The organism is Serratia sp. T13T92 (genome assembly GCF_047530105.1).
Taxonomy (GTDB): domain Bacteria; phylum Pseudomonadota; class Gammaproteobacteria; order Enterobacterales; family Enterobacteriaceae; genus Chania; species Chania fonticola.
The window spans coordinates 98,993-125,761 of the sequence record NZ_JBLJAK010000005.1; the positions used below are offsets into that span (position 1 = coordinate 98,993).

The window sequence follows — 26,769 nt, forward strand, 5'->3', positions numbered from 1 at the left end:
GAATTTCTCAAACGAAGGGAGGTATAAGGGAAATCGATGACGGGTAAACATGCAGATTAGCGGGCGCGGCATGTGGCACTCCCTACGACGTAGTGAATCGGTCAAGTTTATGCCGCAACGCCATGGTTGCTGAAATATTCGGCCGTGGGGGCGCGCCGCATGCTGCGCCCGTTTGACAACTACACTGGTTTTAGGCGAGCCAGTCCGGCAGATCGTTAAGCCCCATGGCCTGCCGCACCAGTTTCGGCTTCACGCCCGGCAGGCTGTCTGCCAGCCTCAAGCCCACGTCACGCAGCAGTTTCTTCGCCGGGTTATGGCCTGCAAACAGTTCGCGGAACCCTTGCATGCTCGCCAGCATAACTGCAGCACCGTGCTTGCGGCGGCGCTCATAACGGCGCAGATACAGGTGTTGACCAATATCCTTGCCCTGACGTTGCAGGCGCTTCAGCTCGGATATCAACTCGGCGGCGTCCATAAAGCCCAGGTTTACGCCCTGCCCGGCCAGCGGATGCACGGTGTGTGCCGCATCCCCTACCAGCGCCAGACGATGGGCGGCAAAGCTGCGGGCGTATCGCCCGGTAAGCGGGAAGGTCAGCCGCTCGCTTTCGAGCTGGCAGTTACCCAAACGCATATCGAAGGTCATTGCCAGTTCCCGGTTAAAGGCTTCCGGTTCCAGCTGTTGCAGCCGTTCAGCTTCTTCTGGCGCAACCGACCAGACGATCGAACTCAAATGCGGATCGCTAAACGGCAGGAAGGCCAGGATCCCTTCGCCATGAAACACCTGGCGGGCCGTGGCCAAATGGGGATCTTCGGTGCGAATGGTAGCCACCAGCGCGCTGTGGCGGTAGTCCCAGAAGGTCAACGGGATATCGGCGTGCTGGCGCAGCCAGGAGTTGGCTCCGTCGGCCCCGATCATCAGTCGGGCGGTTAACATGCGGCCATCTTCCAGTGTGACGAAGGCGTCATTTTCCCCCCATGCCACCTGTTTCAGCGCGGCCGGAGCGAGCAGCGTCACATCGGCCAAGGTGGCGGCCTTGTGCCACAGCGCCTGCTGGATCACCTCGTTTTCAATGATATGGCCGAGATGGCTGAAACCACATTCGTCGCCGCGAAACGCGATCTTACCGAAGCTGTCACGATCCCAGACTTCCATCGCGTTATACGGGCTGGCGCGCAGGTTGCGGATCTCATCCCACACGCCAATGCTTTGCAGCAAGCGCTCGCTGGCGGCGTTAATGGCAGATACGCGCAAAGCGGGTTGTTCTGGCAACGGCGATAGTTCCGGCTGCCGTTGTTCCAGCACCGCGACGCGCAGGCCACTTCCCTGCAAGCCGCAGGCCAGTGCCAATCCCACCATACCGCCACCGGCGATAATCACATCAAATGATTGCATGCTGCTTGAGTTCCTTAAATTTGCCCCTCACCCCAACCCTCTCCCACAGGGAGAGGGAGCTGATTTGGCGACTTTTATCAAAATATTGCCCCACTTCGGCAAGGCAGGTAGGGCAAAAATTAGTGTTCATCCCAACTTCGGCCTCACTCTATCCCACTAGGGAGAGGGAGTTGGTACGGTGACAACAGTCAACATTCTGACCGACTTCAGCACATAGCTAAGGGAAAAATTAGCGTTCAACCCAACCTAACGTGCGTTTGGCAAAGGCATCGCGCATGGCCGGTAGCTGCTCCATTGCCATCAGCCCCAGATTACGCCCGGCGACCAGCGGCGCGTAGCTATTGGCAAACAGGCGGATCAAACCGTCGGTGACGCCAATAGTCGCCTGCTGATCCTGTTGCCGACGTTGCTGATACTGGCTCAATAACGCATAGGCACCCAAATCGGTGCCAGCCTGCGCGGCTTCTGCCAAGGTTTCCGCCAGCGACATCACGTCTCGCAAGCCCAGGTTGAATCCCTGCCCGGCGATCGGATGCAGCGTCTGCGCCGCGTTGCCAACCAGCGCCAGACGGTGGCTAACGTGCTGATTGGCCTTCAGCAGGCTAAGAGGGTAACTGTGGCGCTTACCCGCCTTCAGCATCTTACCCAGCCGCCAGCCGAAGGCCTGTTGCAGCTCACTGAGAAAACGCTCATCACTCCAGCTATCGACCTGTTCACGATTTTCCCGCGCATGGCACCAAACCAACGAACTACGCCCACCAGACATCGGCAACAGCGCCAACGGCCCGTAGCGGGTGAAGCGTTCGAACGCCCGACCTTGCGGAGCCTCAGCCGTCGAAACGTTGGCAATGGTGGCAAACTGCGGGTAATCACTCTGCTGCCACTGGATATTGCAGACCTGCGCCAGCGCCGAACGTGAACCGTCCGCCGCCACCAGCAACTGGCCCGTCAGGCGCTGCCCGTTATCCAACTGCACTTCAGCACGATCGGCGGTGCGCAGCACGTCGACCACTTTGGCCGGACAATGCAGAGTGACCCCAGGAGCCTTCGCCAGCAGAGCAAACAACCGCTGTCCAGCGTCGTGCAGTTCAATCACCTGCCCCAACGCCTCCACCTGATAGTCTTGCGCGTGCAGGTTCACAAAACCGGCATGCCCGCGATCGCTGACGTGGACGTGAGTGATTGCCGTGGCACAGTCCCGCAACGCAGCCCAAACGCCGATACGAGCCAGCTGTTGGCAGGTTCCCTGCGCCAGAGCGATAGCCCGTGCATCAAAACCTGGATGCGCACGATCGTCCGGCCGGGTGGCCTCCACCAGATCGACGGCCACCTTGCCCTGCGTCAGTGATGAAATCGCCAGCGCCAACGTAGCGCCAGCCATCCCACCGCCCACAATGATTACGCTCATGTTATCTGGCCGCCGCCATCAGGGCTTCAATCGCGTCGGCATCCTTCACCACGCTGGCGGTCAAATTCTCATTGCCGTCTTGGGTGATCAGGATGTCATCTTCGATGCGAATACCGATACCGCGATACTCCTGCGGCACATCGGCATCCGGTGCGATATACAGGCCAGGTTCTACCGTCAACACCATGCCAGGCTCCAGCACGCGATCGCGGCTCGCTGAGCCATAGTGGCCCACGTCATGCACATCCAGCCCCAACCAATGGCTCAGGCCGTGCATAAAGAACTGGCGGTGTGCCTGCTCGGCAAACAGCTGTTCCACGTCGCCCTTCATCACGCCCAGCTCAACCAACCCGGCGATCATGATGCGCACGACCTGATCGTTCACTTCGCGAATGCTGATCCCCGGTTTAAACATTTCCAGCGCCTTGTTGATCGACGCCAGCACGATGTCATATACCTCACGCTGCGGCTTGCTGAACTTGCCATTAACCGGGAAGGTGCGGGTGATATCGCCGGCATACCCACGATATTCACAACCGGCATCAATCAGCACCAAATCGCCGTCACGCATTTCACACTCGTTCTCGGTGTAATGCAGGATGCAGCCATTCTCTCCGCTGCCGACGATGGTGTTGTAAGACGGGAAACGGGCTCCCAGGCGATTAAACTCGTGCAGGATCTCCCCTTCGAGCTGATATTCGAACATGCCCGGGCGGCACTTTTCCATCGCACGGGTATGTGCCATTGCGCTGATCTCACCGGCGCGGCGCATAACGGCAACTTCTTCTGCCGATTTGAACAGGCGCATGTCATGCAGCCAAGGACGGTAATCCGTCAGGGTTGCAGGAGCTTCCAGATTCTGACGGAAGCCTTTACGCAGTTTATCCAGCGCGCCGAACAGGATTTCATCGGCATAGGCATATTGCCCCTGCGCGTGATACACCACGTCCAGGCCGTTGAGCAGCAGGTGCAGTTGATCGTTGATTTCGTCGAAGGCCAGCGCGCGGTCTACACCCAGCTTGGCCGGAGCCGCGTCTTGCCCCAAACGGCGGCCAAACCAGATTTCTGCCGTCAGATCGCGTACGCGGTTGAACAGCACGCTGTGGTTATGAGTTTCATCACTCTTCACCAGGATCAGCACCGCTTCCGGCTCGTTGAAACCGGTCAGATACCAGAAATCACTGTTCTGACGATAAGGATATTCAGAGTCTGCACTACGCGTCGCTTCCGGTGCGGCAAAAATCACTGCCGCGCTGGCCGGAGCCATCTGTGCCAACAAAGCCTGACGGCGTTTATGAAATTCCTGCTGGGTCATCACATCTCCTGAAATCGGTTTATGCCACCTGCTGAACGCGGTCAGTAGGGGTTATCAGCGCTCTCGGCCAACGGACGTGGGATCCGCCGGTCAGTGCAACGTTGGCCTTTTATTTTCCGGGGCCGTCGGTTTCTGGCGGGTAAATTCAGTATGGCAAAGCAGCGCAGCAACGCGCACGTACTCCACCACTTCTTCCAGCGACTGTTCCAGTTCTTCCTGGTCTTCGCCTTCGTCATAACCCAGTTGAGCGATATTACGCAGATCGTCGATCGCCTCGCCCACTTCATCTTTCACCTGCGCCAGCTTCGGCTGCATCATGCCCAGCCCCAACAGGAAGTGGTTTACCCAACCTGCCAAGGCATCCGCACGGTCAAACACGCTGACGGTTTCGCCTTCCGGCATCATCAGTTGGAACATGAATTCGTCATCTTCCAGCGTATCACGAGTGATTTCATGCAGCTGCTGTAACGGTTGGCTCAGCGCCTGCGGGAAGGCAATACCCTCGTTGGTCAGATCAAACACTAGCGTCTGCCAGCTGGCGTCACGGTTGCCGCCGCACAGCAGGCCACTGATCAAACCGTGCATCTCAGCGGCGGTCAAAGCAACCGCCTGCTGGTTAAGAGCCACGGTCAAAGATTGGTAACTTGGAAATGTATTCTGTATAGACATGCGCATTCGTCATCGTTGGCAGGATAAGTTCGTGTTATGCTACCACCAAGGTCCGTTGGTATACCAGTTGAGGCAACACCTCAGTGGCTAGTTATAATCAGCGCAGTCCGGGCAAACGTACGGTAAATACGCATTTTGCAACCGTTTTTTGTCTGGTAATGTTAGGCGCGGTAGATTACAACCAGGTACTGAAAAAGTGTTGAATCTTGGTACCCAGGTATATATAGTGACGCCCGCTTCGGCAGCCCGGCAATGGCTGACCGGTGCTGGCGCGAAATTTAGGCAGGAAGGTGGCATGTCTGCACAACCGGTAGATATTCAAATTTTTGGCCGCTCGTTAAGAGTCAATTGCCCGCCAGAACAACAAGATGCGTTGAACATGGCAGCAGAAGATCTTAACCAACGGTTGCAAGATCTTAAAGTTCGCACTAGAGTCACAAATACAGAGCAGCTCGTATTTATCGCAGCATTGAACGTCTGTCACGAACTTGCTCAAGAACGCTTGAAAACGCGTGACTATGCGGCCAATATGGAACAACGAATTCGTATGCTGCAACAGACCATTGAACAAGCACTGCTTGAACAGGGTCGCATCTCTGAACGTCAGGATGCACAATTCGAATAACTTAAGTTGCTGGAGTTGAAGGCTCCGGCAATGAGTGAAAAATTTCTCTGAGATGTTTGCCAGCGGGCCAGTCCCCTGAGCCGATATTTAGTACCAACAGAATGTGATGATCCACGATCGGTGTGCATGCTCGGCCCGTCCGAGAAGCCTTAAGATTGTGACAGCACGTTCACCTTGAACCATGGGTTCAAGGGTTACAGCCTGCGACGGCATCTCGGAGATCCCTTCACCTGCGTTTTCAGTGTGTTAACTCACCACTACTGGCGAATCTAACACTATGTCTTTGCAACCTCAGTTCGCTCAGCAACGCCAACTCATCCGTAACGAAATACGTCAACGACGCCGTGCCTTAACGCCCGCTCAACAGCATGGTTTCGCCCAGCAAATGGCCAGCAATATTGCGCAGCATCCACGCATTCAGGCAGCCAGGTACATCGCGGCGTTTCTCTCTTTTGATGGTGAACTAGATACTGGCCCGCTGATCGAGCAGCTGTGGCAACTGGGTAAACAGGTTTATCTGCCGGTTTTGCATCCGTTCAGCCCCGGTAACTTGCTGTTCCTGCATTACACCGCGCAAACATCACTGGTTAGCAACCGCTTCAACATTCTTGAGCCAGCGCTCGATGTCCGCCACGTCTTGCCGGTGTCGCTGTTGGATGTGGTATTGACGCCGCTGGTCGCCTTCGATTCGGCAGGGCAACGTCTGGGGATGGGCGGCGGGTTTTACGATCGCACCTTACAAAACTGGCAGCACGCAGGCCCCTATCCGATGGGGATTGCGCACGATTGCCAACGGGTTAGCGCCTTGCCGGTGGAGCAATGGGATATCCCTCTGCCAGAAATTATTACCCCGTCACAAAGCTGGGCCTGGCCGCTCTCCACATAGCAAAAGGCCGGATTGCTCCGGCCTCAGATGGTTCGTCGTAGGGGCGCCGCATGCTGCGCCCGTTGTATGGCCAGTTAGAGCAACAGGCGGGCGCGGATAGTCCCTTCGATCGCTTTCATACGTTGCAACGCGGCATCCGCACGTTCGGTTTCCGCTTCGATATCGATAACCACGTAGCCGATTTCCGAGCTGGTCTGCAGATACTGGGCCGCGATGTTCACCCCTTCTTCGGCGAAGATCTGGTTAATCTGCGTCAGGATACCTGGGCGGTTTTCATGAATATGCAGCAAACGGCTGGCGTTCGGGCCATGAGCTGGCAGCGACACCTCTGGGAAGTTGACCGCAGACAGCGTTGAGCCGTTATCGGAATACTTCGCCAGCTTGCCAGCCACCTCATCACCGATGTTCTCCTGCGCTTCCTGGGTTGAACCGCCGATATGCGGCGTCAACAGCACGTTATCGAACTCGCACAGTGGAGAATTGAACGGATCGCTGTTGGTTGCCGGCTCTTCCGGGAACACGTCGATTGCCGCACCGGCCAGATGGTCGCTCGCCAAGGCGTTACACAGTGCCGGGATATCCACCACGGTGCCGCGTGAGGCGTTGATCAGGATCGCACCTGGCTTCATCAGCGCCAGCTCTTCGGTGCCGATCATGTTCTTGGTCGACAGCGTTTCCGGCACGTGCAGCGTGACCACGTCGCTCATATTGAGCAGATCGGACAGATGGCGCACCTGTTGGGCATTACCCAGCGGCAGCTTGTTCTCGATGTCGTAGAAGAACACCTTCATCCCCAGGCCTTCCGCCAGGATGCCGAGCTGAGTCCCGATATGGCCGTAGCCGATGATCCCCAGTTTCTTGCCCCGTGCTTCATACGAGCCCACGGCCAGTTTCTGCCACTGGCCACGGTGTGCCTTGGCATTGGCCGTTGGGATCCCACGCAGCATCAACAGCAGCTCACCCAGCACCATTTCGGCCACGGATCGAGTATTGGAGAAAGGCGCGTTAAACACCGGAATGCCGCGTTTGGTCGCCGCTTTCAAATCAACCTGGTTGGTGCCGATACAGAAACAGCCCACCGCGACCAGCTTCTCTGCAGCCGCGAAGACTTCCTCGGACAGATGTGTGCGCGATCGGATACCTACGAAGTGTGCATCGCGGATCGATGCTTTCAGCGCTTCGGTGTCTAACGCACCTTTGTGATATTCGATGTTGCTATATCCGGCAGCACGCAGGTTATCTACGGTGCTCTGATGAACCCCTTCTACCAACAGGAACTTAATCCTGTCTTTCTCCAATGATACTTTTGCCATTTACCCGACCCTATAATCAGACTTCAGAAGCGGCTGTTTTCCCCTTTATACCCGCCATCCTTTAAACCACACGACGGGGATAGCTTTCAAATTGCCACCACACTGGCAGCAACCCAAAATCAACAGCACGTCCCTCCAACATAACAAAAATAACGCGCCCGGCAATACAAACGATTGCCTGCCCGTTAGCACAAGGCTCAGCGATGTCGGTGCTTTCTGGTGGAAAATGCCATTGGGAAAGATTTAGGCAGAAGCTTAACGGAGGTTATTAACGGAATGTGACATATGTCACCAAATTCGTCGATTTTGAGAAAAGATATTTTAAGACAAGAATTATGACGGGCACGGTTAAAGGGCGCAGCATGCAGCGCCCCTACTTAGTGAACAGGCTGGGATTGCTCAACCTGTTAACGGCCAGATTATCTGACCACTTTTTTTACGCCATCCGGCGTGCCGACCAGTGCAACGTCCGCGCCACGGTTGGCAAACAGACCCACGGTAACCACACCAGCGATGCTGTTGATCTTATTTTCCAACGCGATAGCGTCAAGGATTTCCAGGTTGTGCACGTCCAGGATCACGTTGCCGTTATCGGTTAACACGTTCTGGCGGTATTCCGGCAGGCCGCCCAGTTTGACCAGCTCACGCGCTACGTAGGAGCGGGCCATCGGGATCACTTCTACCGGCAGCGGGAATTTACCCAGCAAATCAACCTGCTTGGTGGAATCGACAATGCAGATAAACTGACGGGCAATGGCAGCAATGATCTTCTCGCGGGTCAACGCTGCGCCACCGCCTTTAATCATCTGCATGTGGCCGTTGATTTCATCGGCACCGTCCACGTAGATATCCAACGAATCCACTTCATTGCTATCGAATACGTGGATCCCCAGGCTTTTCAGCTTGGCGGTCGACGCGTCTGAGCTGGATACCGCGCCTTCGATCTGGTGTTTGATCGAACCCAACGCATCGATAAAGTGAGCCGCAGTAGAGCCGGTGCCCACGCCCACGATAGTGCCAGGCTTCACGAATTCCAATGCTGCCCAGCCTACCGCTTTTTTCAGTTCATCCTGAGTCATGATGTCTCATTGCCTATATACGAAAACGTGTGCGTATTATAGGGTAAATCACTGACGGCAACTTAGGCTAAAACACACTTATTTAACCTGACGCACATTTCTGCCCTTCCCTACGGCGCCCGCACTGAAAAGAGCGGCGGGATTTTTTCACCTGAGAAAGTGCAAAAATGTGGCATAGTGCCTGAATCAATTTACTAAAAGGGATCTTCTCTCCGATGAAACGCCCAGACTATAGAACGCTGCAAGCGCTGGACGCGGTGATCCGTGAGCGTGGCTTTGAGCGCGCGGCACAAAAACTTTGCATCACCCAATCGGCGGTATCCCAGCGCATCAAACAGTTGGAAAACCTGTTCGGCCAACCGCTACTGGTACGCACCGTGCCACCGCGCCCAACCGAGCAGGGTCAAAAACTGCTGGCCTTGCTGCATCAGGTCGAGCTGCTGGAAGAGGAGTGGTTAGGGAATGACAATGGGGTCGATACGCCGCTGTTGCTGTCACTGGCGGTCAACGCCGACAGCCTGGCAACCTGGCTGTTACCGGCGCTAAAACCGGTGCTGGCCGATTCTCCTGTACGTCTGAATTTGCAGGTGGAAGACGAAACCCGCACGCAGGAACGTCTGCGCCGGGGGGAAGTGGTGGGTGCGGTGAGTATCCAGCCGCAGCCGCTGCCGAGCTGCCTGGTCGATCGGTTGGGCGCGCTGGACTATCTGTTTGTCGCCTCGAAAGCCTTTGCCGATCGCTATTTCCCTAATGGCGTGACCCGTTCTGCCCTGCTGAAGGCACCGGCGGTGGCTTTCGATCATCTCGATGATATGCATCAGGCGTTTTTACAGCAGAACTTCGATCTCTCGCCGGGCAGCGTTCCCTGCCATATCGTTAACTCGTCAGAGGCATTTGTTCAGTTGGCACGGCAAGGCACCACCTGCTGTATGATCCCGCATTTGCAGATTGAGAGAGAGCTGGCTAGCGGAGAACTGATCGACCTGACTCCGGGCCTGTTTCAGCGCCGTATGCTGTTCTGGCACCGCTTTGCGCCGGAGAGCCGCATGATGCGTAAGGTCACCGATGCGCTGCTGTCTCACGGGCATCAGGTATTAAGGCAGGATTAAAGGCGCGGCATAACACCGCGCCATGGCAAGAGATTGCTTACTGCGCGGCGTTGGTTTTCAGCTCGAATACCACGTCCACCTGATCGTCAAAGTGAATACTTTGCTGTTCGTAAGTCTGAGCGGCATCGCTTTCCGGTGCCGCAGAAGCGGCCTTAAACATGCGCGCGACCGGCATCGGCTGGTAGTTGGCTACGTGATAGCGAATGCTGTACACCGGCCCCAGCTTGGCCTTAAAGCCCTGCGCCAACGAGGCGGCTTGCTGAGTGGCGTTTTCAATCGCTTTCTGACGCGCCTGCTCGCGATAAACCTCTGGCTTGGCCACCCCAAGCTCAACCGCACGAATTTCGTTCAAACCCGATTTCAGCGCACCGTCCAACAGCTCGTTGAGTTTATCCAACTGGCGCAAGGTCACCTGCACCTGGCGCACGGCCTGGTAGCCTTTCAGCTGCGATTCACCGGTTTTCAGATAGTCATATTCTGGCTGGGTACGCAGGTTGGCCGCATTGATATCTTTCTTTTCAATGCCGTTTTTCTGCAGGAAGTCAAAATACTGCGCTACGCGTTCATCAACCTGTTTTTTCGCCTGGGCGGCATCTTTGGCAGAGACGCTGACTTCGATCGCCAGTGTGGCAATATCCGGGGTGGCGTCTACGCTGGCCGTGCCGGAAGTGACCACATGCGGCCCTTCAGGTACTTCTGCTGCCTGCAGCGCCAGAGGTAACGTGCCTAATCCAATCATTGCGGCCATGGCCAATGCTTTAAGCTTCACAGTGTCTCCTTGAATGACGAAATGCTTGCCTTCAAAGCTAACACATCCTGCCGCCCTTGGAATTCGGATTAGTGACAAAGGGTAGCGTTGTCCTGAAAAAATTGAAAAATCGCATCACGGAAATTGCGTTTTCTGGTAGGAAAGGGGCGTAAGATCTGCGACAGACGAAGCAACGCCTCCATCTACCGATTACGCAACTCACTTAAATTGCATAAATAACCCCATCAAAAGCTAAAACGTCATTGGCATGATGAAAAAGCATTACGGAGTTCAGCCAAAAAAGGTTGGAGCGGAATTCTTGAGGTTCTTCATTGTGAAGAACCTATCAGGAAATCAAGTGAGAAACACACCTTTTAACACGGTATTAACAGCATCAGAGTTTGTCACACCTTCATGCTGAGCCTGTTTTAACTTGGATTTACTGATAATAAAAACATGTTGTTAAAAACAGTATTGACACAGTATCTAAAATCCGTAAATTAGGCATCAACAGCGGCACATAAAACAGCTCGCTGTTAATATAAAGAGCAAGTAGCATGTACTTTTAATAGGGTTTTAGTTTTTTGCGATAAAGGCTACGAAATATTTTTGTATGGGATAATCGCAGTTGGGTAGAGTAGCAGGCTCACGCGATAATGTTTTAAGGCCATGTAGTCAGTATCTATAATCGCAAAGTATGTATGTTAACGCGATGGTGTAAGGCTTTGATTTATAGTTTTTTGATGTTGCGTGTTGTTGAAAGAATGTTATCGCAACGAAAGTAAGGCTACGCATCAATTATTTTATATCGCGAGGGGAGATGTACTAGTTTAACCTACTCAATCTTGGATGTTTCTTCGGATTAGCAGGCGTTATAAACATCAGTCAGTATAGGGAGGATGATATAGCTATCTTTTATCACCCAATATTATCTGTGATAAACAAGTGCATTTAGAGCAGTACCAAAATCAGTAGTATCAAGTTATGTAAGTTGATTAATGTTAAATCTTAAGTTTGTAGTACCCTAAAAGCCCTGACTGCAACGGTCAGGGCTTTTAGCTTTCATGGTTCAGCCAAGTTTCGTGTTCCGTACGTACAGTCATTGAAAAGATAAGTCGCTGTACACGTGTGAAAAAAGTTAGTGAAGTTAATGCTTGCAAAATTAATCAGTACGTGACTATTATGGTTCATCGGTTTGGAACACAGACCTTATGAAAGCAGTTTTAGTAAAGCAGTCCTCAGTCCAAGAGCTATCCATAGATATCCTTCTTCATGAGCCTCCTCCTAAGTGCCCAATAAGTAAATCTCTGCAAAACAGGCCATGTTCGCCACATTGAGTGGCTCAATATTAAAGGAAGTATCTATGTCTGATAAAATGACTGGTTTAGTAAAATGGTTTGATGCAGGTAAAGGTTTTGGTTTTATTACTCCTGCTGATGGCAGCAAAGATGTCTTCGTGCATTTTTCTGCGATCCAAAGTAACGATTTTAAAACGTTAGATGAAGGGCAAAAAGTAGAATTCTCTATTGAGAATGGTGCCAAAGGTCCTTCCGCTGGTAACGTTTTTGCGCTTTAACGACCGATAAGTTTGCTAGAGCTTGCAATAGCGATGAGGGCAAATAGCCTGAGCAGTTAAGCCATAGTGATAAAAAGCCCGCTCTCGTAAAGCGGGCTTTTTCGTATAGAAAAATCAAGAATATGATTAAAATACTAATATGGTTGGCATGGCCGATTCTTACCAATTAGCGGTTAGCCCATGCCAGGCCAATTGCAGTGCAATGACCCACATCACCAGCCCGACCAGAACGTTGATAATACGTTGTGCCGTCAGGGTTTTCAGCCACGGAGCCAGCCATGAGGCCAGCAATGCCAAGGCAAAGAACCAGACGACCGAAGCACTGACCGCGCCAAGGGCAAACCAGGAACGAATGTCTGGCGTCAGTTGCCCTCCCAGGCTGCCGAGCACCACAAAGGTATCGAGGTACACATGCGGGTTCAGCCAGGTGACAGCCAACATGGTCACCACAATGCGCCAGCGGTTTTGCTTCATCTCTTGCGCCGTAGCCAGTTCCATATGTTGACTAAACGCGGTGCGGAAAGCCCCCCAGCCGTACCACAGCAGGAAAGCAACGCCGCCCCAGGTCACCAACGCCAATAGCATAGGTGAACTGCTGAGCAAGGCGCTACCGCCAAAAATACCGGCGCAAATCAGAATGATATCGCTCAACGCGCACAGCGAGGCGGTCATCAGATGATAATGGCGACGGATCCCCTGGTTCATCACAAACACGTTTTGTGGGCCAAGCGGCAGGATCATCGCGGCGCTCAAGGCAAAGCCTTGCAGATAGATGGCTAACATGGTGTTCCTTCTGGAAATATCAGCGCCGGGAAAGCGGCGTGTGCTGTTCAACACGCGCATCATACGAAGAGAAAATTATTAGGGGAAATGGATATTTCTAATCAGGCATCAGTAATACTAATGCTCAATCATTACGGCGATGATCGATCCACTCTTCAATCTGGATCGGGAAGACATCCGGCGCCTTTCTCAACATCCGCCGCACCAGATCCAGCACGGTATGTTGCGATAGCGCCTCTTCCATACGTTGCTGGGCAATATTCATCACCTGGCGCACGCCGCAGATGCCTTCACAGGCCCAGTCGGGCGCAGGTGCATCAAATACGGCCAAGCGTTGGCGTATCTCTTTGCAGTCGAAGATGGCCTTTTCACCGTCGATAGCCGCCACGATATCCAGCACGGTGATCTGATCGGCCGGTTTGGCCAGCCGAAAGCCACCGCCCTTACCCTCGCTGCTTTCAACCAACTTAGCCTTGGAAAACTTGGTGAATATCTTGGCCAGGTAGTCATAAGGCACGCCCTGCAATTCGGCGATTTCACGCACGCTCATCTCACGCCCTTCGCCTTTGCTATCGACCATACACATCAGGCTATGGATGCCATACTCCACCCCGGAACTGTAGAACGCCATGTTATCTCCGCGCGATTAATTCTGAGTTAGATAGTAATTTCTTCCCTTCAGCGATGCAATGCCAGCATGCATTCACACCATGAAAAATTAAAATACAATAAAATTCAAACAATTAAACAAACCACCCCCAAGATTACTGGTAAAAGGCTTGATGATCTTAACTACGACCAATATAGTCGCAGTTACACGATTAAGCCAATTTACAGCTGAAACAACAGCGGAGTGACAACATGAAACAACAAATTCTTATCCTGGGTGCCGGTTTTGCAGGGATGTGGGCGGCATTGAGCGCGGCACGATTAACCGATCTCCACGATCGTCACGATATCGAGATCACCGTGCTGTCCCCTCAGGCAGAGCTGCGTGTTCGCCCCCGTTTCTATGAGTCCGAGGTGGAAAACCACGCCGCTCCGCTGCTGCCATTATTCGCAGTAACCGGGGTAAAATTTATCGCCGGGGTTGCCAGTGAGATTGATAGCGCCAGCCAGCAGGTTTGGTACCACAACGAGCAGGACCAACTGACAGCCGTACGTTACGATCGCCTGATCATGGCGACCGGTAGCCACATCGCTCATGCCTTGCCTGGAGCACAGCAGCACGCCTTCGACGTCGATCAAATGGAGAGTGCAGCCCGCCTGGAGCGACATCTTGCTACGTTGGCCGAGCAGCCTGAGAGCGCCGCACGTAATACCGTCATCGTTTGTGGCGGCGGCTTTACCGGTATTGAGGTGGCCACCGAAATGCCTGCACGCTTACGGGCGATCCTCGGTGATTCAGCTGCAATTCGTGTGATTGTCGTCGATCGCAGCCCGGTGGCGGGAGGCCGTTACAGCGAGCAACTGCGCGACGTGATTAGCCAAGCCTCGCTAGAGCTAGGCGTCGAGTGGCGGCTGAATAGCGAGATTAAGGCGATTGACGAGAGCGGGCTGACGCTGAAAAACGGCGAACATATCGCCTCCAGCACCGTGATTTTAACCGTGGGCGTACAGGCCAGCCCGTTAACCCGGCAAATCCCGGGTGAGCGCGATCCGCAAGGCAGGCTGCACGTCGATCAGCACTTAAAAGTGATAGGGCAGAACGCGGTTTATGCGACCGGCGATGTCGCCTTTGCCAGTACTGACGATCAAGGCAATCACGCCCTGATGACCTGCCAGCACGCCATTATGTTAGGGCGCTTTGTCGGCCATAACGTCGCCGCCGATCTGATCGGTATTGAACCCTTGCCCTACCGCCAGGTGAATTACGTTACCTGTCTGGATCTGGGGTCTTGGGGCGCGGTCTACAGCGAAGGTTGGGAACAGGTGGTGAAATTCACCAAAGAAGAGGGAAAGAAAATCAAAGTCTCCATTACCAACGAGTTGATCTATCCCCCGCTGGCAGAACGTGAAACGGCCTTTGCCGCTGCCGATCCGTTAGCTCCGTTTGTTTGATTGAAATCCGTTCCCTCACTACAAAGTGAGGGAACGTCAGATCATTACTCCGGCTGCTCTGCCGCTTTCGCTACATGGCGGACATGCACGTCCATCTGCGGGAATGGAATACCGATCTGGTGGGCATCCAACTGACGCTTGAAGTTTTCCATCAGATCAAAGTACACGTTCCAGTACTCGGCATTGGTGGTCCAGGAGCGAGTCACAAAGTTCAGTGAAGAAGGTGCCATCTCATTGAGGCGAACCGTCACGCCTTTATCGTGCATGATGCGCTTATCTGCCGCGATCACGTCACCCAACACTTTCTTCACCAGATCGATATCAGCGTCATAAGCCACACCGACCACGATATCCACGCGGCGGTTTGGCTCACGGGAATAGTTGATGATATTGCCCGCGATGATTTTACCGTTCGGCACCACAATGGTTTTGTTATCTGAAGTACGCAGCGTAGTGGAGAAGATCTGCACCTGATCTACCGTACCTGAAACGCCACCCAGATCGACAAACTCCCCGGCCCGCAGCGGACGGAAGGCCACCAGCAGCACGCCAGCCGCAAAGTTGGACAAGGAGCCTTGCAGCGCCAAACCCACGGCCAGACCGGCCGCACCCAGAACGGCAATTACCGAGGTAGTCTGAACACCAACGCGCCCCAGCACCGCAATAAAGGTAAACGCCAGGATGCTGTAACGTGCCATCGCAGCCAGGAAATCCGCCACGGTGGCATCGATGCCACGCAGCTTCATCACACGGCTGAGCGCATTACTCACTACGCGAGCCACCACCGAACCAATAATGAAAATCACGATTGCGGCAACAATATTCACCGCATACTGGATCAGCATATCCTGATGATTGACTAGCCAACTGCTGGCATTGTTAATGCCTTCTACTACGTTAAGTTCTTCCATTCTGACGTCCTACTTGACATCCCCGTGCGGGGAAAATGAGCAAAATATACTGGCGAAACAGGGCCAATAAACAAACCACAGCTAAGGGTAACCAACATTTTGCCGCAGTGCCAACCACAACGGGTAAAATTTTCCACCGCTTTTAACGGGTATAGCCTGAATAAATATCGGGTTAACCCGATTTCAACTATGATAAAAACACCCTTACGGCACAAGGAAAGTTCATCGTGATCGCTATTTCCTCCTCGCTTAAGCACTATTGGCGAGTACGCCCCAGATTATTGATTTCGGTAGGTGCTGGGCTTGTATGTGTCGGGCTGCTTCCTGCTCATCTGCCATGGCTGCAACGGCTGATCGTTGGTTGGAACGTGATGGCCTGGATCTATTTATTGTGCCTTTGGCATCTGATGCTGGGCTGCACGCCACAACGTACCCGGCAATTGGCACGCAAGCAGGACGAGAGTGCCAGCCAGGTATTGGCGCTGGTCAGTTTGGGCTGCGTGGTGAGCATTCTGGCCATCCTGTTTGAATTGAGCACTGCCAAACAGGTCAGCGACGCGTTGAAAACGCTGCATCTGGCACTGACCGGCTCCACACTGGTGGTTTCCTGGCTGCTGTTACCCACGGCATTCACCATGCACTACGGCCATCTGTTTTACCGCCAGCGGGCCAATACGGAGGTGTTACCGCTATTGTTTCCCGGCAAGCTGACCGAGCCAAACTATTGGGACTTCGCTTATTTCTCCTTCACCATTGCCGTGGCGTCACAAACTGCCGACGTGGCCGTGGGCACCGCAGACGTGCGTAAAATTACCCTACTGCAATCGGTGATCTCTTTTGTCTTCAATATCTTGATACTGGGATTGTCGATTAACGTCGGGGCGGGGTTATTGGGGTAGCTGATTAGGTGAACGGGCGCAGCATGCAGCGCCCCTACGGTCGAACATGCTCGCCACTACAAATACATTGTCACGAGTCTTACCCTGTAGGGGCGCCGCATGCTGTGCCCGCTTCATCATAAAAAAGGCTCCCTCGGGAGCCTTTTAGCATCAATCTGTACGAAGGGACGCTATTACAGCACGTCTACCGCGTTCAGTTCTTTGAATGCCAGTTCCAGACGGGTGATCATGGAAGTCTGAGCAGCACGAGTCCATACGCGTGGATCGTAGTATTTCTTGTTCGGCTTGTCGGCACCTTCTGGGTTACCCAGTTGGCCCTGCAGATAGCCTTCGTTCTTTTTGTAGTAGTTCAGGATACCTTCCCAAGTTGCCCACTGGGTGTCGGTATCGATGTTCATTTTCACTACGCCGTAGCTGACCGCTTCTTTGATTTCTGCTGCGGTAGAACCTGAACCACCGTGGAACACGAAGTTCAACGCGTTGTGCGGCAGGTTGTGTTTCTTGGAAACATAGTCCTGAGAATCACGCAGAATGGTTGGGGTCAGTTTCACGTTGCCTGGCTTGTAAACACCGTGTACGTTGCCGAAAGAGGCAGCGATGGTGAAGCGTGGGCTGATAGCGTTCAGTTTTTCGTACGCGTAATCAACGTCTTGTGGCTGAGTGTACAGGGAAGAAGCGTCCATGTGGCTGTTGTCTACGCCATCTTCTTCACCGCCGGTGCATCCCAGTTCGATTTCCAGGGTCATACCGATCTTCGCCATGCGGGTCAGGTACTTGCTGCAAATTTCGATGTTTTCTTCCAGTGATTCTTCAGACAGGTCGATCATGTGTGAAGAGAACAGTGGCTTACCGGTCGCCGCGAAGTGCTTCTCACCCGCGTCCAACAGGCCGTCTAACCATGGCAGCAGTTTCTTCGCGCAGTGGTCGGTGTGCAGGATCACTGGCACGCCGTAATGTTCAGCCATCTGATGCACGTGGTGCGCGCCAGAGATTGCGCCCAGGATCGCAGCACCTTGTGGCACGTCAGTTTTGATGCCTTTACCCGCGATAAAGCCAGCACCGCCGTTAGAGAACTGAACGATTACTGGAGCACGCACCTTGGCTGCTGTTTCCAGCACTGCGTTGATGGAGTCGGTACCCACGCAGTTTACCGCTGGCAGTGCAAAGTTGTTCTCTTTGGCAACTGCGAAAATTTTCTGCACGTCATCACCTGTGATGACACCTGGTTTTACGAAATCAAAAATTTTAGACATTAGACGTTGTCCTGTTTCGTTGGCCGTATACCCGTCGTCTTGCAAGCTACAACCTGCAAGCTAGTGGTAGCGATGGATAAATAGCGATTTTTTTACCCCCACAGCTCAGCTGGGGAGCATAAACAAACGGGCGGCTTGCGCCCCCCGTTATCTGAATTACTGCTTAGCGCGCTCTTCCAGCATTACTACTGCAGGCAGAGGTTTCCCTTCAACGAATTCCAGGAAGGCGCCGCCGCCGGTAGAGATGTAGGAAATTTTGTCAGCGATACCGAACAGATCGATAGCTGCCAGGGTGTCGCCGCCGCCTGCAATGGAGAAGGCTTCGCTATCTGCGATAGCGCGTGCAACGATTTCGGTGCCACGACGGAAGTTAGGGAACTCGAATACGCCAACCGGGCCATTCCACAGAATGGTTTTGGCGTTCTTCAGGATAACGGCCAGACGCTCGGCAGAGACATCGCCCATATCCAGAATTTGCTCGTTGTCCTGGATCTCGTTGGCCTGCTTCACAGTGGCCACTGCGGTTTCAGAGAACTCGGTTGCTACGCGTACGTCGGTTGGCACCGGAATATCGCAGGTTTCCAACAGTTTTTGCGCGTTCGGGATCAGATCAGGTTCGTACAGGGACTGCCCCACGTTATTCCCTTGTGCCGCCACGAAGGTGTTAGCGATGCCGCCACCAACGATCAACTGATCGGCGATCTTGGACAGAGAATCCAGCACGGTCAGTTTGGTAGACACTTTAGAACCACCAACGATAGCCACCATTGGACGAGCCGGGTTACCCAGCGCTTTGCCCAGAGCTTCCAGTTCCGCAGACAGCAGCGGGCCTGCACAGGCAACCGGAGCAAATTTGCCCACGCCATGTGTAGAAGCCTGCGCACGGTGTGCGGTACCAAAGGCGTCCATCACATACACGTCGCACAGCGCAGCATATTTCTTGGACAGCACTTCGTCGTCTTTCTTCTCGCCTTTGTTGAAGCGAACGTTTTCCAGAACAACCAGTTCACCTTCTGCAACGTCAACGCCTTCCAGATAATCCTTCGCCAGACGGACTGGAGATTTCAGATGATCTTTCAGGTAGTTGACCACTGGCAACAGGGAGAACTCTTCGTTGTACTCGCCTTCGGTAGGACGACCCAGGTGGGAAGTTACCATCACGCGGGCGCCTTGTTTCAGCGCAGCTTCGATAGTTGGCAGGGAGGCACGGATACGCGCATCTGAAGTCACTTTGCCGTCTTTCACTGGTACGTTCAGATCGGAACGGATCAGAACGCGTTTACCCGCCAGATCCAGATCGGACATCTTAATTACAGACATGGTGAACCCTCTTTGTTGATTCTCTATAAAGTTGCCTGAGCGACGCATCAACACCACGTTGATAGCGCCTTACTAGAAACCGCTTGCGGCCATTGCCCGTGTTGTATCCAACATCCGGTTGGCAAAGCCCCATTCGTTATCACACCAGACCAAGGTCTTGATCAGGTGCTGTCCGCTGACCCGAGTTTGCGTCCCATCAACGATGGCGCTGTGCGGGTCATGGTTAAAATCAATCGAGACTAATGGTAGTTCTGTATAGTCAACTATACCACGAAATGATCCCTGTGCCGCCTTTTGCAACAGCTGGTTTACCTCTGTGACCAACACCTTCGAGCTCACGCTGACGCTAAGATCGATGGCCGTTACGTTGATCGTCGGCACCCTCACGGAGATCGCTTCAAAACGATCGCAAAACTGCGGGAAGATGCGCGTAATGCCCGCTGCCAGCTTGGTGTCGACCGGTATAATCGACTGGCTCGCCGCGCGGGTGCGCCGCAAATCCTGATGATAGGCGTCTATCACCGGCTGATCGTTCATCGAGGAGTGGATGGTGGTAACCGTGCCGGACTCAATGCTGTAGGCATCGTCCAACAGCTTGATAATCGGAATAATGCAGTTGGTGGTACAGGAGGCATTGGACACGATGCGATGCTCGCCACGCAGCGTTTGGTGGTTAACCCCAAACACGATGGTTGCATCCAGATCGTTACCGCCCGGATGGGCAAACAGCACTTTTTTTGCCCCTGCCGCCAGATGAGCTTCGCCATCTGCCCTGCTGCCGTACACACCGCTGCAATCCAGCACCACATCCACGCCCAGTTCACCCCAGGGCAACTGGTGCAGCTCTGGCTGATGCAACAAACGAATGCTGTCATCCCCCACGCTCAACACGTCACATTCCTGGCGCACATCCCAGGCAAAGCGGCCGTGGCTGGAGTCATATTTTAGCAGGTGGGCCATCCCCTCGGCATGTGCCAGTTCGTTGATGGCGACGACAGAAATTTCGGCGCGTCGTCCCGATTCGTACAGTGCGCGTAAAACGCTGCGGCCAATACGGCCAAAGCCGTTTATCGCTATGCGGATGGTCATGCTACTCCCTGAAAAAGGGCGCTCCCTGACGGTGGTGTTCCACTTCAAGGATCGCGCAGACTGATTATCTCGCCTAGAGTACTTTAGCGTACCGCCTGCTGTGAATCGCTGCTTTGCATTATTCGTCAAACCTCGTTGCTCATCGCAACCGCTCACTCTGCATTTCCACTGACAACAGTGATAACTGAAACGCTTCAGCCGAGCATAAACCAAAGTTTTGCCAAAAGGAACAGGCGCAATGCGCTGCCTGTCATGTCGAGGGGACTTTGCGAAAATAAAATGATCTAGCGCACATTTTTACCCTCAGCCCCCGCTAGCCGAATTGAGTTCGAATGCGCAAATGACTTGCCGGTAACGTCAAGACCACCATAATAGACCCTGCGTTTGTTAGGTGAAGCGAATGCTGATGGAAATATTCTTTACCCTCAGATTGCTGAATGGGTAGAGGTCGCAGATGTTCGACCGTAGGGGCGCTGCATGCTGCGCCCGCCTAGCAGCGGCCCCCATGTTGTGAGCCTGTGGGGAAATGTCTGCAGTCTCTCTATCTTTTACTGTTTTCTACAAGGAACCAAGATGAGTGAAATCAAAGTAGTCGCCCTGATCAAAGCCATGCCAGAACACCGTGCTGCGGTAGACAAAGCCGTGCGCGCCATGGTCGCCCCAAGCCGTTCCGAACCAGGCTGCATCCAATATGATTTGCATGAAGAGCAGGGCCATCCAGGCGCTTTCGTATTTATCGAACGCTGGACTTCTGAGCAAGCGCTGAAAGAGCACATGGCAATGTCTTACCACGATGCCTTCCTGGCCGAATTGGAAGGGAAACTGGTCAGTCTGGAAGTGAAAAAACTGACTCAGCTGTAATTGAACTTCTTAGGGGAGCAGATCGGTGCTCCCCTTTCTGCTCACCCAACGGTGAAAGTTTCACTGCTCACATTCTCAGCACAATTGAGTTAATCCTGTAAGGCAATGAGCCAGGCGCTACCACTCAATTGTCCACTCCCCGTGATTTTAGAAAGCTCGCTGCTGACCGTAAAGGTTTTTGACGTCTTAATAGCCGCCTCAATGCTTCTGCCTGAAACCCCAGTTTCTGGATCGGTAATCGTCAGCTTAGAGACCGCACCGGTTTTTCCTGCCGTGTCTTTCAACGGCAATGTACCATTGCCATCCGCCTCATAGCTCAGTGAGAAAGTCGCCTTCACCGGCGAGTCACAAGTATAAGTAATGGGTGCAGAAGTGCGATGCGAGACGCTATCTGCTGACAGCATACCGTGGTCCAACGTCAGGGCAACAGGATTTACCTTGCATACATTGGGTAATTGTATCGTTCCCCCCTGCAGATAAAATGGGATAGCATAAATCCTTTCATTTAGCCCCATTGGACGGCCAAAACTGCGAATATATCCTCCCAATGGCATTGAAGGAAAAGTAATCACATTATCAATAGGACGCCTTTTTATATAAAAAGAAAGCGTAATAGGAAAAGCCACGGTAAATTCCCAAGCATCTTCAGATTTATTATCTCTAGAACACAACCACGACGTTTTATTTACCCATGTACCAAGCGAATTATTAGCCGCCGTCGCAGAAATAGATAAATTGTCATTAATCCGATAACGTTCGGCGTTGCCAGGCTCTTTAGGTAAATCAATCAACGTATAGTGCCATGCAGATCCTGGAGACAAATTTGCAGCGCCACAAGACACCTTGCCAGAGACAGTGCTGCTATTGATAACATACGTGCTTACCAGCCCTGTACTCACCTCAGCTTTGCCGCTAATATTCACTCGGGAGATGGCACTTATGGCGGTTACATTATAGTCAGCAAAAGCGGGGGCCATGCTCATCAAGCCGATTAATAGCCCCCCCCCCCCGCGCCTTGAGGTATTTTATGCTGCACGTTTCACTCATCTGTATATTCCCCGCGCCCTTTTATCTCAGGCCTATTCATAATCTAGATATAACTGGTAAACAGTGACGCAGTAGCGCTAAACGCTCCCCCCTCTTTACCCATCCCATCCTGGATAACTACCCGCCCGGTGAGCGTAAATAACCCAGCCTGTATCGGCAGCCATTGACCAATAGTAAAGGCCATGTTGTCACGGGATAACGCTATCCCGACCCCAGACTGCGAGGTTCCCAACACGTTGTCTCCCATAGTGTTCATCACGCCGTAAGCGGTAGGCGCCAAGTACATTTTCAAACTCTTGCCCACAGGTACCCCACCGCTACACGAAACCTTGATGCGGACCGATTTTTCCGCTTTGGCGCTGCCTGCATCCTGCAAGATGAGCTCTCCAAAAGGCACTTCCAACCGTGACTCACCGCTCTCGCTGGTGATATTACACACCGGGATCAATATCGTCGCCTTGACGGTAATGGGGACATCCGCCTGCACGGCTGCCGCCCCCAACATCAGGCTGAACAGGGCATATCGCCAAAATCGTTTGCCATTTTGTCGCATGTTTTCTCCTACTGATAACTGGCCTCAACCGTTACCGTCGCGCTGTAATCACCCGCTTTTACCGCACCCGGAGCCAACGCATAGGCGCCAAACTGAAACTGGTTAATGCCCCCGGAGCCGATTTGGCTAATGGCACCGGCTTTCACCTCACGCCCCAGGACAATCGCCTGACCGAGACTGTCTTCCAGACCAATCACCAGCCCGGTATCGCCGGTGGTAGCCAGCATAGCGACCCCATTGACCTGTTGAGTCTGCGTACTGTTAAACGTCAGTTTCACCATTTTCCCCAGAGTGGCTGGCGTACAGTCTTTCAGGCCAAGGGCAAATGGCGTGGTTTGGGTACGCGAGTTGTGTTCGAAAAAACGTAAGTTTTGGCTGGGCAAGGAGACCTTCTGACTACTACCCTCTTGGTCAAACTGGCAGTTTGCCACCAGCAGGACCCCCTTAAATACCAGTTCCAGATGATCGGCCGCCTGGCTCGCCAGCGATAGCACTAGCAACAGGCAGACACTTCCCCCTATCAATCGTCTGTTCATAAGTCCCTTTACCCTGTTTAGCGAGCGACACACTGGCTACCGCTACAGCGAAACGCCAACGTAGGGCGACCACCATAATCATTGATGTAGGTTAAATAAGGTTTGGCATAAATGCCGCTTTTCACGCGGGCACTACTTTTCGGGGCTAGCATCACGCTGTCAAAATCCCCTTCCAGCGACTGTTTCTCAGTCCCCCCCAGCCCGATCACCGTGACGTAATACGGTGTGGGATTGTCTATCCGATAACCGCCGTTTTCAGTATGCAAGACCAACTGATCTTGCCATACCGCTCCCGGTTCACGTTTCAGTGCCTTCGGCCGGTAAAACAGTTTGATTTTGCTCTGTAACGCTATCTGCAGCACATTCGGCTTGTCACTCTCCGGTGGGATTTCCCGCAGGTTAAAATAAAACAGCGACTCCCTGTCCTGAGGGAGCTGGCTCACTGAGCCCGTGGCCTTCACCCGAATGATCCCTTTAGCCCCCGGCTCCAAACGCTGTACCGGCGGCGTAATGATCAAAGGGCCCGTTGGCACCTTGTTATGTTGTTCATCTTCCAGCCAGGATTGCGCCAGATAGGGCTGCTGCTGATTATCGTTGCTGATATTCAGGCTGATAGACTGGCTAGCACCATCAAATACCGCCCGGGTTCGGTCTAGCGTGACCGCCGACTGCCCCGTTAAAGGTAAGACCAACAACGTCACTAAACTCCAAACGGTGCTGATTTTCATCTTGCGAACTCTCATAAGTATTTACTCTTTATTAATTAATCTGATCCGACGTGGTTGGTCGACAAGGCAATAACAGATTAGACTCGCCAATCTGCGCTGGTAACTGCACCTGGCACTGAACTTCTCCTGCCCATGCCACATTCAAGGCACTCTTGGGGGCAATACCGCTGAGCCATGCCAGCCCCTGTTCCCCCACCAGCCCCACCTCTCGTCCTCGGCTATCTGTCACGCTTGCACCAAAGGGGGGATAACTGCTATCCGCCAACCGCAGCACCGCAAACGCTGTAGCCCCCTGCAATACGGAAAATCGGCGGTAACCAATCGCGCCCTCCGTCAACGAGGCCTCTACTACCCCCTGAACCGCCTCGACATCCTCCGGCAAGGTGTTGACATCAATACGTGCAGTCGTACGGTAATAACTGTTTATATCGCCCAACACGCCGATCCCCCAGCGGTTGCTCTTAACGCCCGAAGTGTTTAACGGCACCCCGGCGATGCCATCCGTGCTCAACATCAGCCGGGTTCCGCCGTTATAACCCGCAGGGTGCAGCGCCGCCCCGAGCCCGGTGACCGTCAGACCACCGCTGGCATTAAACCCGAAAGAGGATGTACCACGGCCTTCAAAAGCCGCATTTGCGCTGACCTTGGCCATATTGCCATTATGGGTGTACATGCCATTAAACTGACTATTGGCCGAGGCCTGAGCGCCACTGATAACCCCGGCATTCACGCTGTAACTGTCCTGCCCCGCCACGCCGTAATACCCGACTTGCTGGTTATAGCGCCCTCGGCTTTGACTGGCGTTATAGCTCACCGTACCTAGCCCCAGCGGCACCGAAATCATCACGCTAACCAGATTATCCTCACGCCCCTGATACTGGCTGCGGGTGACCGTGCCAGTGACCGACAGGTTTCTCAACCCCAATGACGGCAGATCAAAATAGGTACCGACAGTTCCGCCAAACGTATTGGTATCCCCTTGATCCCAATATGTCTGCCTTTCATAGTTCAGCCCCAGCGAAAAGCCCTCAAAACGCTTGTTGACGTTAATCTGATAGCGTTCTTTCTGATGGCCACGTGTATCTTCCCGGTAACGCACATCCAGGTACTCTTGCATACTGAGAAAATCCTTCTCCGAGAAACGATATCCGGCAAAGGTCACATCGGTATCCATCTCATCAAAGAACTTGGAGTAACTTAGACGCCAGGATTTACCCTGCCGATCATCGTACTGGGGGAATCGCGCCGCGGTCTGGGTGACATCCAGCGCCATGGTTCCCAACACGAACAGATCACGCCCCACCCCCAGTGCCGCAGCCTGATAGTCCCGGGATAACGTCGCGCCGCCGTAGACGGACCAGGCGTTACTGATACCCCAGGTCATTTCACCGGCAACAAACGGCGGTCCCTCCAGATTATGCTGCCATGTGCTGGGCCGCCCGGTGATCAGTTGATAACGCATCTGCCCTGGTCGGGTCAGATAGGGCACCGACGCAGTGGAAACGCTGAACTTACGCTGCTCGCCATTTTGTTCGGTAATGGTCACATCCAACGTGCCGCGAATGGCGCTGTCCAGGCTCTGAATACGGAAAGGGCCCGCCGGGACAGTACTGTCATATACTTTCCCCCCTGCTGGGTCACAGTGACTCGCGCGTTACTATTAGCCACCCCGATGATTTCCGGGGCGTAGTCTCTTAAACGCGGTGGTAACATCCGTTCATCGCTGGCCAATTTCCCACCGGTATAACGCCATGAGTCAAACAGGGCAGAGTTAACATAATCCTCCCCCAAGGTCAGCGTTGACTGCAGGCTGGGTAAAGGGCGATAAAGATAAACCCTGGTCAGGTCAAAGTTGCGCCTGGAGGACGGGTTAGGCCCGGAGATCTGGCTATTATTACCCTGATAGTCTGCCCGCAAGCGCCAAGCCCCTGCATTCATCCCGGCGGTGCCATTAACGCTGATATTTCGCTGTCGGCTTCCTCCCCCTTGTGGACGAGTTACCGAGGCATTCAGATTGTAATCCAACAGTATCCCGGGAATACCGTGATCCCAACGGGAAGGCGGCAGCCAAGAATTATCGCTGTACTCCAGCCAGGCTTGGGGCACATTAATCTTCAACAGACTGGCCCCAAGGTCAGGAACCAGCGTGACCCCTGGCAAAGCGCTAAAATCGGCACACTGCCCGTTGCGCCAGGTAGTGACCTTCTCACGAGCGGAAGTCGTTAACCCTAGCGAATCAACCATTTCCTGTGACAGGCATGCCTGAGGTAAATTAACGGCATCGGACTCTACGGCCGCTATGCCCTCAGGCAAATAAAATGAAATAACCCGTTCATTGCCCAAGCTCTCGCCGTTGACGGTAACCTGTAATTGATAATCATCCGGCATCACATAGCCGGACTGAGAAAATCGGGAAAAATCAACATTCGTTTTATCTTGCGCATCAAGCATGTCGATATTGAATTTGACAGCCTGTGTATGCCCTGCCGTTAGCATCAGTAATATCGACAACGTGATACGGTTTTTTATAAACCGTGACTGAATCATAGGCTATTATCCAGAATCCCTTTCACAAGCAATCCATCACATCATTTACACCAGATGCTG

Annotated in this window: 25 protein-coding genes, 1 other RNA gene and 1 pseudogene; 8 read left to right on the top strand and 19 right to left on the bottom strand. The window is 53.4% G+C overall.

Annotated features, from left to right (window positions below):
* Positions 1–190: 190 nt before the first annotated feature.
* From ubiI to ACMV5I_RS07795, 4 genes are all read right to left on the bottom strand, one after another.
* Positions 191–1,393 (bottom strand): FAD-dependent 2-octaprenylphenol hydroxylase, encoded by a 1,203-nt coding sequence (ubiI, locus tag ACMV5I_RS07780; RefSeq protein ID WP_414824062.1) that lies wholly within the window; start codon positions 1,391–1,393, stop codon positions 191–193.
* 229 nt (positions 1,394–1,622) lie between these two features.
* Positions 1,623–2,801: a 2-octaprenyl-6-methoxyphenyl hydroxylase gene (gene ubiH, locus ACMV5I_RS07785; RefSeq protein ID WP_414824063.1), complete on the bottom strand. Its 1,179-nt coding sequence runs from the start codon at positions 2,799–2,801 to the stop codon at positions 1,623–1,625.
* A 1-nt stretch (position 2,802) separates the two neighbouring features.
* Positions 2,803–4,116, bottom strand: coding sequence for a Xaa-Pro aminopeptidase (gene pepP / locus ACMV5I_RS07790; protein ID WP_021806207.1), 1,314 nt, complete (start codon positions 4,114–4,116; stop codon positions 2,803–2,805).
* A 90-nt stretch (positions 4,117–4,206) separates the two neighbouring features.
* A complete protein-coding gene (locus ACMV5I_RS07795; protein WP_024486381.1) occupies positions 4,207–4,785 on the bottom strand; it encodes a YecA family protein in 579 nt (192 codons plus the stop codon).
* A 295-nt stretch (positions 4,786–5,080) separates the two neighbouring features.
* On the opposite strand from ACMV5I_RS07795, the gene zapA reads away from it, so the two are divergent.
* The 3 genes from zapA (at position 5,081) to ACMV5I_RS07810 (ending at position 6,296) form a co-directional block, all read left to right on the top strand.
* A complete protein-coding gene (gene zapA, locus ACMV5I_RS07800) occupies positions 5,081–5,410 on the top strand; it encodes a cell division protein ZapA (protein WP_021179791.1) in 330 nt (109 codons plus the stop codon).
* A 41-nt stretch (positions 5,411–5,451) separates the two neighbouring features.
* A non-coding RNA gene (gene ssrS / locus ACMV5I_RS07805) (6S RNA) lies at positions 5,452–5,635 on the top strand.
* A 52-nt stretch (positions 5,636–5,687) separates the two neighbouring features.
* Positions 5,688–6,296, top strand: coding sequence for a 5-formyltetrahydrofolate cyclo-ligase (locus tag ACMV5I_RS07810; RefSeq protein ID WP_414824064.1), 609 nt, complete (start codon positions 5,688–5,690; stop codon positions 6,294–6,296).
* Between the two features lie 74 nt (positions 6,297–6,370).
* Here the strand turns inward: ACMV5I_RS07810 and serA are convergent, their stop codons facing one another.
* Positions 6,371–7,609, bottom strand: a complete 1,239-nt coding sequence (gene serA, locus ACMV5I_RS07815; RefSeq protein ID WP_024486383.1) for a phosphoglycerate dehydrogenase — start codon at positions 7,607–7,609, stop codon at positions 6,371–6,373.
* A gap of 419 nt (positions 7,610–8,028) precedes the next feature.
* The gene (rpiA, locus tag ACMV5I_RS07820; RefSeq protein ID WP_414824065.1) at positions 8,029–8,688 is read right to left on the bottom strand and encodes a ribose-5-phosphate isomerase RpiA; all 660 of its coding nucleotides are present in this window, start codon (positions 8,686–8,688) and stop codon (positions 8,029–8,031) included.
* A gap of 215 nt (positions 8,689–8,903) precedes the next feature.
* Here rpiA and ACMV5I_RS07825 point away from each other — a divergent pair, with 215 nt between their 5' ends.
* Positions 8,904–9,797, top strand: coding sequence for a LysR family transcriptional regulator ArgP (locus ACMV5I_RS07825; RefSeq protein ID WP_021179788.1), 894 nt, complete (start codon positions 8,904–8,906; stop codon positions 9,795–9,797).
* A gap of 37 nt (positions 9,798–9,834) precedes the next feature.
* On the opposite strand, the gene ACMV5I_RS07830 is transcribed toward ACMV5I_RS07825, so the two are convergent.
* Positions 9,835–10,566, bottom strand: coding sequence for an oxidative stress defense protein (locus ACMV5I_RS07830; protein ID WP_021806211.1), 732 nt, complete (start codon positions 10,564–10,566; stop codon positions 9,835–9,837).
* Positions 10,567–11,908: 1,342 nt separating this feature from the next.
* Between ACMV5I_RS07830 and cspA the strand changes: the two genes are divergently transcribed.
* On the top strand, positions 11,909–12,121 hold the full coding sequence (gene cspA / locus ACMV5I_RS07835) for an RNA chaperone/antiterminator CspA (protein ID WP_021806212.1): 213 nt from the start codon (positions 11,909–11,911) through the stop codon (positions 12,119–12,121).
* Between the two features lie 159 nt (positions 12,122–12,280).
* Here the strand turns inward: cspA and argO are convergent, their stop codons facing one another.
* Together argO and ACMV5I_RS07845 are read right to left on the bottom strand one after the other, a co-directional pair.
* Complete coding sequence (gene argO / locus ACMV5I_RS07840) at positions 12,281–12,904, bottom strand: arginine exporter ArgO (protein ID WP_260515749.1); 624 nt, start codon at positions 12,902–12,904, stop codon at positions 12,281–12,283.
* A gap of 124 nt (positions 12,905–13,028) precedes the next feature.
* Entirely contained in the window at positions 13,029–13,535 is a 507-nt protein-coding gene (locus tag ACMV5I_RS07845; protein ID WP_202727654.1) for an RrF2 family transcriptional regulator, read from the bottom strand.
* Positions 13,536–13,765: 230 nt separating this feature from the next.
* Here ACMV5I_RS07845 and ACMV5I_RS07850 point away from each other — a divergent pair, with 230 nt between their 5' ends.
* On the top strand, positions 13,766–14,965 hold the full coding sequence (locus ACMV5I_RS07850; protein WP_414824066.1) for an NAD(P)/FAD-dependent oxidoreductase: 1,200 nt from the start codon (positions 13,766–13,768) through the stop codon (positions 14,963–14,965).
* 44 nt (positions 14,966–15,009) lie between these two features.
* Here ACMV5I_RS07850 and mscS read toward each other — a convergent pair whose 3' ends face one another.
* Positions 15,010–15,876 (bottom strand): small-conductance mechanosensitive channel MscS, encoded by an 867-nt coding sequence (gene mscS, locus ACMV5I_RS07855; RefSeq protein WP_024485681.1) that lies wholly within the window; start codon positions 15,874–15,876, stop codon positions 15,010–15,012.
* A 230-nt stretch (positions 15,877–16,106) separates the two neighbouring features.
* Here mscS and ACMV5I_RS07860 point away from each other — a divergent pair, with 230 nt between their 5' ends.
* Positions 16,107–16,775 (top strand): DUF1345 domain-containing protein, encoded by a 669-nt coding sequence (locus tag ACMV5I_RS07860; protein WP_414824119.1) that lies wholly within the window; start codon positions 16,107–16,109, stop codon positions 16,773–16,775.
* Between the two features lie 173 nt (positions 16,776–16,948).
* On the opposite strand, the gene fbaA is transcribed toward ACMV5I_RS07860, so the two are convergent.
* The 3 genes from fbaA to epd all read right to left on the bottom strand — a co-directional run bounded on the left by fbaA (position 16,949) and on the right by epd (position 20,437).
* Positions 16,949–18,028, bottom strand: a complete 1,080-nt coding sequence (fbaA, locus tag ACMV5I_RS07865) for a class II fructose-bisphosphate aldolase (RefSeq protein ID WP_414824067.1) — start codon at positions 18,026–18,028, stop codon at positions 16,949–16,951.
* Between the two features lie 156 nt (positions 18,029–18,184).
* Complete coding sequence (pgk, locus tag ACMV5I_RS07870; RefSeq protein ID WP_414824068.1) at positions 18,185–19,348, bottom strand: phosphoglycerate kinase; 1,164 nt, start codon at positions 19,346–19,348, stop codon at positions 18,185–18,187.
* A gap of 72 nt (positions 19,349–19,420) precedes the next feature.
* Positions 19,421–20,437 (bottom strand): erythrose-4-phosphate dehydrogenase, encoded by a 1,017-nt coding sequence (epd, locus tag ACMV5I_RS07875; protein WP_174332984.1) that lies wholly within the window; start codon positions 20,435–20,437, stop codon positions 19,421–19,423.
* 573 nt (positions 20,438–21,010) lie between these two features.
* Between epd and ACMV5I_RS07880 the strand changes: the two genes are divergently transcribed.
* Complete coding sequence (locus ACMV5I_RS07880; RefSeq protein WP_021806219.1) at positions 21,011–21,298, top strand: putative quinol monooxygenase; 288 nt, start codon at positions 21,011–21,013, stop codon at positions 21,296–21,298.
* Positions 21,299–21,387: 89 nt separating this feature from the next.
* On the opposite strand, the gene ACMV5I_RS07885 is transcribed toward ACMV5I_RS07880, so the two are convergent.
* The 6 genes and pseudogenes from ACMV5I_RS07885 to ACMV5I_RS07910 all read right to left on the bottom strand — a co-directional run.
* The gene (locus tag ACMV5I_RS07885) at positions 21,388–22,275 is read right to left on the bottom strand and encodes a hypothetical protein (protein WP_414824069.1); all 888 of its coding nucleotides are present in this window, start codon (positions 22,273–22,275) and stop codon (positions 21,388–21,390) included.
* Between the two features lie 113 nt (positions 22,276–22,388).
* Positions 22,389–22,898, bottom strand: coding sequence for a fimbrial protein (locus ACMV5I_RS07890; protein WP_414824070.1), 510 nt, complete (start codon positions 22,896–22,898; stop codon positions 22,389–22,391).
* An 8-nt stretch (positions 22,899–22,906) separates the two neighbouring features.
* Entirely contained in the window at positions 22,907–23,434 is a 528-nt protein-coding gene (locus ACMV5I_RS07895) for a fimbrial protein (RefSeq protein ID WP_414824071.1), read from the bottom strand.
* 17 nt (positions 23,435–23,451) lie between these two features.
* Positions 23,452–24,177 carry a molecular chaperone gene (locus tag ACMV5I_RS07900; RefSeq protein WP_414824072.1) on the bottom strand — a complete coding sequence of 242 codons (726 nt, stop codon included), beginning with the start codon at positions 24,175–24,177 and terminating at the stop codon, positions 23,452–23,454.
* A 16-nt stretch (positions 24,178–24,193) separates the two neighbouring features.
* On the bottom strand, positions 24,194–24,436 hold the full coding sequence (locus ACMV5I_RS07905) for a FimD/PapC C-terminal domain-containing protein (protein WP_414824120.1): 243 nt from the start codon (positions 24,434–24,436) through the stop codon (positions 24,194–24,196).
* A 90-nt stretch (positions 24,437–24,526) separates the two neighbouring features.
* Positions 24,527–26,709: pseudogene (locus ACMV5I_RS07910) on the bottom strand (fimbria/pilus outer membrane usher protein); the annotation flags it as partial.
* Positions 26,710–26,769: the final 60 nt, after the last annotated feature.

Coding starts and splice junctions, on each gene's coding strand:
- ACMV5I_RS07895 (WP_414824071.1), bottom strand. CDS start 23,434: ATGAACAGACGATTGATAGGGGGAAGTGTCTGCCTGTTGCTAGTGCTA.
- fbaA (WP_414824067.1), bottom strand. CDS start 18,028: ATGTCTAAAATTTTTGATTTCGTAAAACCAGGTGTCATCACAGGTGAT.
- serA (WP_024486383.1), bottom strand. CDS start 7,609: ATGGCAAAAGTATCATTGGAGAAAGACAGGATTAAGTTCCTGTTGGTA.
- pgk (WP_414824068.1), bottom strand. CDS start 19,348: ATGTCTGTAATTAAGATGTCCGATCTGGATCTGGCGGGTAAACGCGTT.
- ACMV5I_RS07795 (WP_024486381.1), bottom strand. CDS start 4,785: ATGTCTATACAGAATACATTTCCAAGTTACCAATCTTTGACCGTGGCT.
- ACMV5I_RS07880 (WP_021806219.1), top strand. CDS start 21,011: ATGAGTGAAATCAAAGTAGTCGCCCTGATCAAAGCCATGCCAGAACAC.
- epd (WP_174332984.1), bottom strand. CDS start 20,437: ATGACCATCCGCATAGCGATAAACGGCTTTGGCCGTATTGGCCGCAGC.
- ACMV5I_RS07825 (WP_021179788.1), top strand. CDS start 8,904: ATGAAACGCCCAGACTATAGAACGCTGCAAGCGCTGGACGCGGTGATC.
- cspA (WP_021806212.1), top strand. CDS start 11,909: ATGTCTGATAAAATGACTGGTTTAGTAAAATGGTTTGATGCAGGTAAA.
- ACMV5I_RS07845 (WP_202727654.1), bottom strand. CDS start 13,535: ATGGCGTTCTACAGTTCCGGGGTGGAGTATGGCATCCATAGCCTGATG.
- ACMV5I_RS07890 (WP_414824070.1), bottom strand. CDS start 22,898: ATGCGACAAAATGGCAAACGATTTTGGCGATATGCCCTGTTCAGCCTG.
- pepP (WP_021806207.1), bottom strand. CDS start 4,116: ATGACCCAGCAGGAATTTCATAAACGCCGTCAGGCTTTGTTGGCACAG.
- ubiI (WP_414824062.1), bottom strand. CDS start 1,393: ATGCAATCATTTGATGTGATTATCGCCGGTGGCGGTATGGTGGGATTG.
- mscS (WP_024485681.1), bottom strand. CDS start 15,876: ATGGAAGAACTTAACGTAGTAGAAGGCATTAACAATGCCAGCAGTTGG.
- ACMV5I_RS07885 (WP_414824069.1), bottom strand. CDS start 22,275: ATGGCCCCCGCTTTTGCTGACTATAATGTAACCGCCATAAGTGCCATC.
- ACMV5I_RS07810 (WP_414824064.1), top strand. CDS start 5,688: ATGTCTTTGCAACCTCAGTTCGCTCAGCAACGCCAACTCATCCGTAAC.
- rpiA (WP_414824065.1), bottom strand. CDS start 8,688: ATGACTCAGGATGAACTGAAAAAAGCGGTAGGCTGGGCAGCATTGGAA.
- ubiH (WP_414824063.1), bottom strand. CDS start 2,801: ATGAGCGTAATCATTGTGGGCGGTGGGATGGCTGGCGCTACGTTGGCG.
- zapA (WP_021179791.1), top strand. CDS start 5,081: ATGTCTGCACAACCGGTAGATATTCAAATTTTTGGCCGCTCGTTAAGA.
- ACMV5I_RS07900 (WP_414824072.1), bottom strand. CDS start 24,177: ATGAGAGTTCGCAAGATGAAAATCAGCACCGTTTGGAGTTTAGTGACG.
- argO (WP_260515749.1), bottom strand. CDS start 12,904: ATGTTAGCCATCTATCTGCAAGGCTTTGCCTTGAGCGCCGCGATGATC.
- ACMV5I_RS07850 (WP_414824066.1), top strand. CDS start 13,766: ATGAAACAACAAATTCTTATCCTGGGTGCCGGTTTTGCAGGGATGTGG.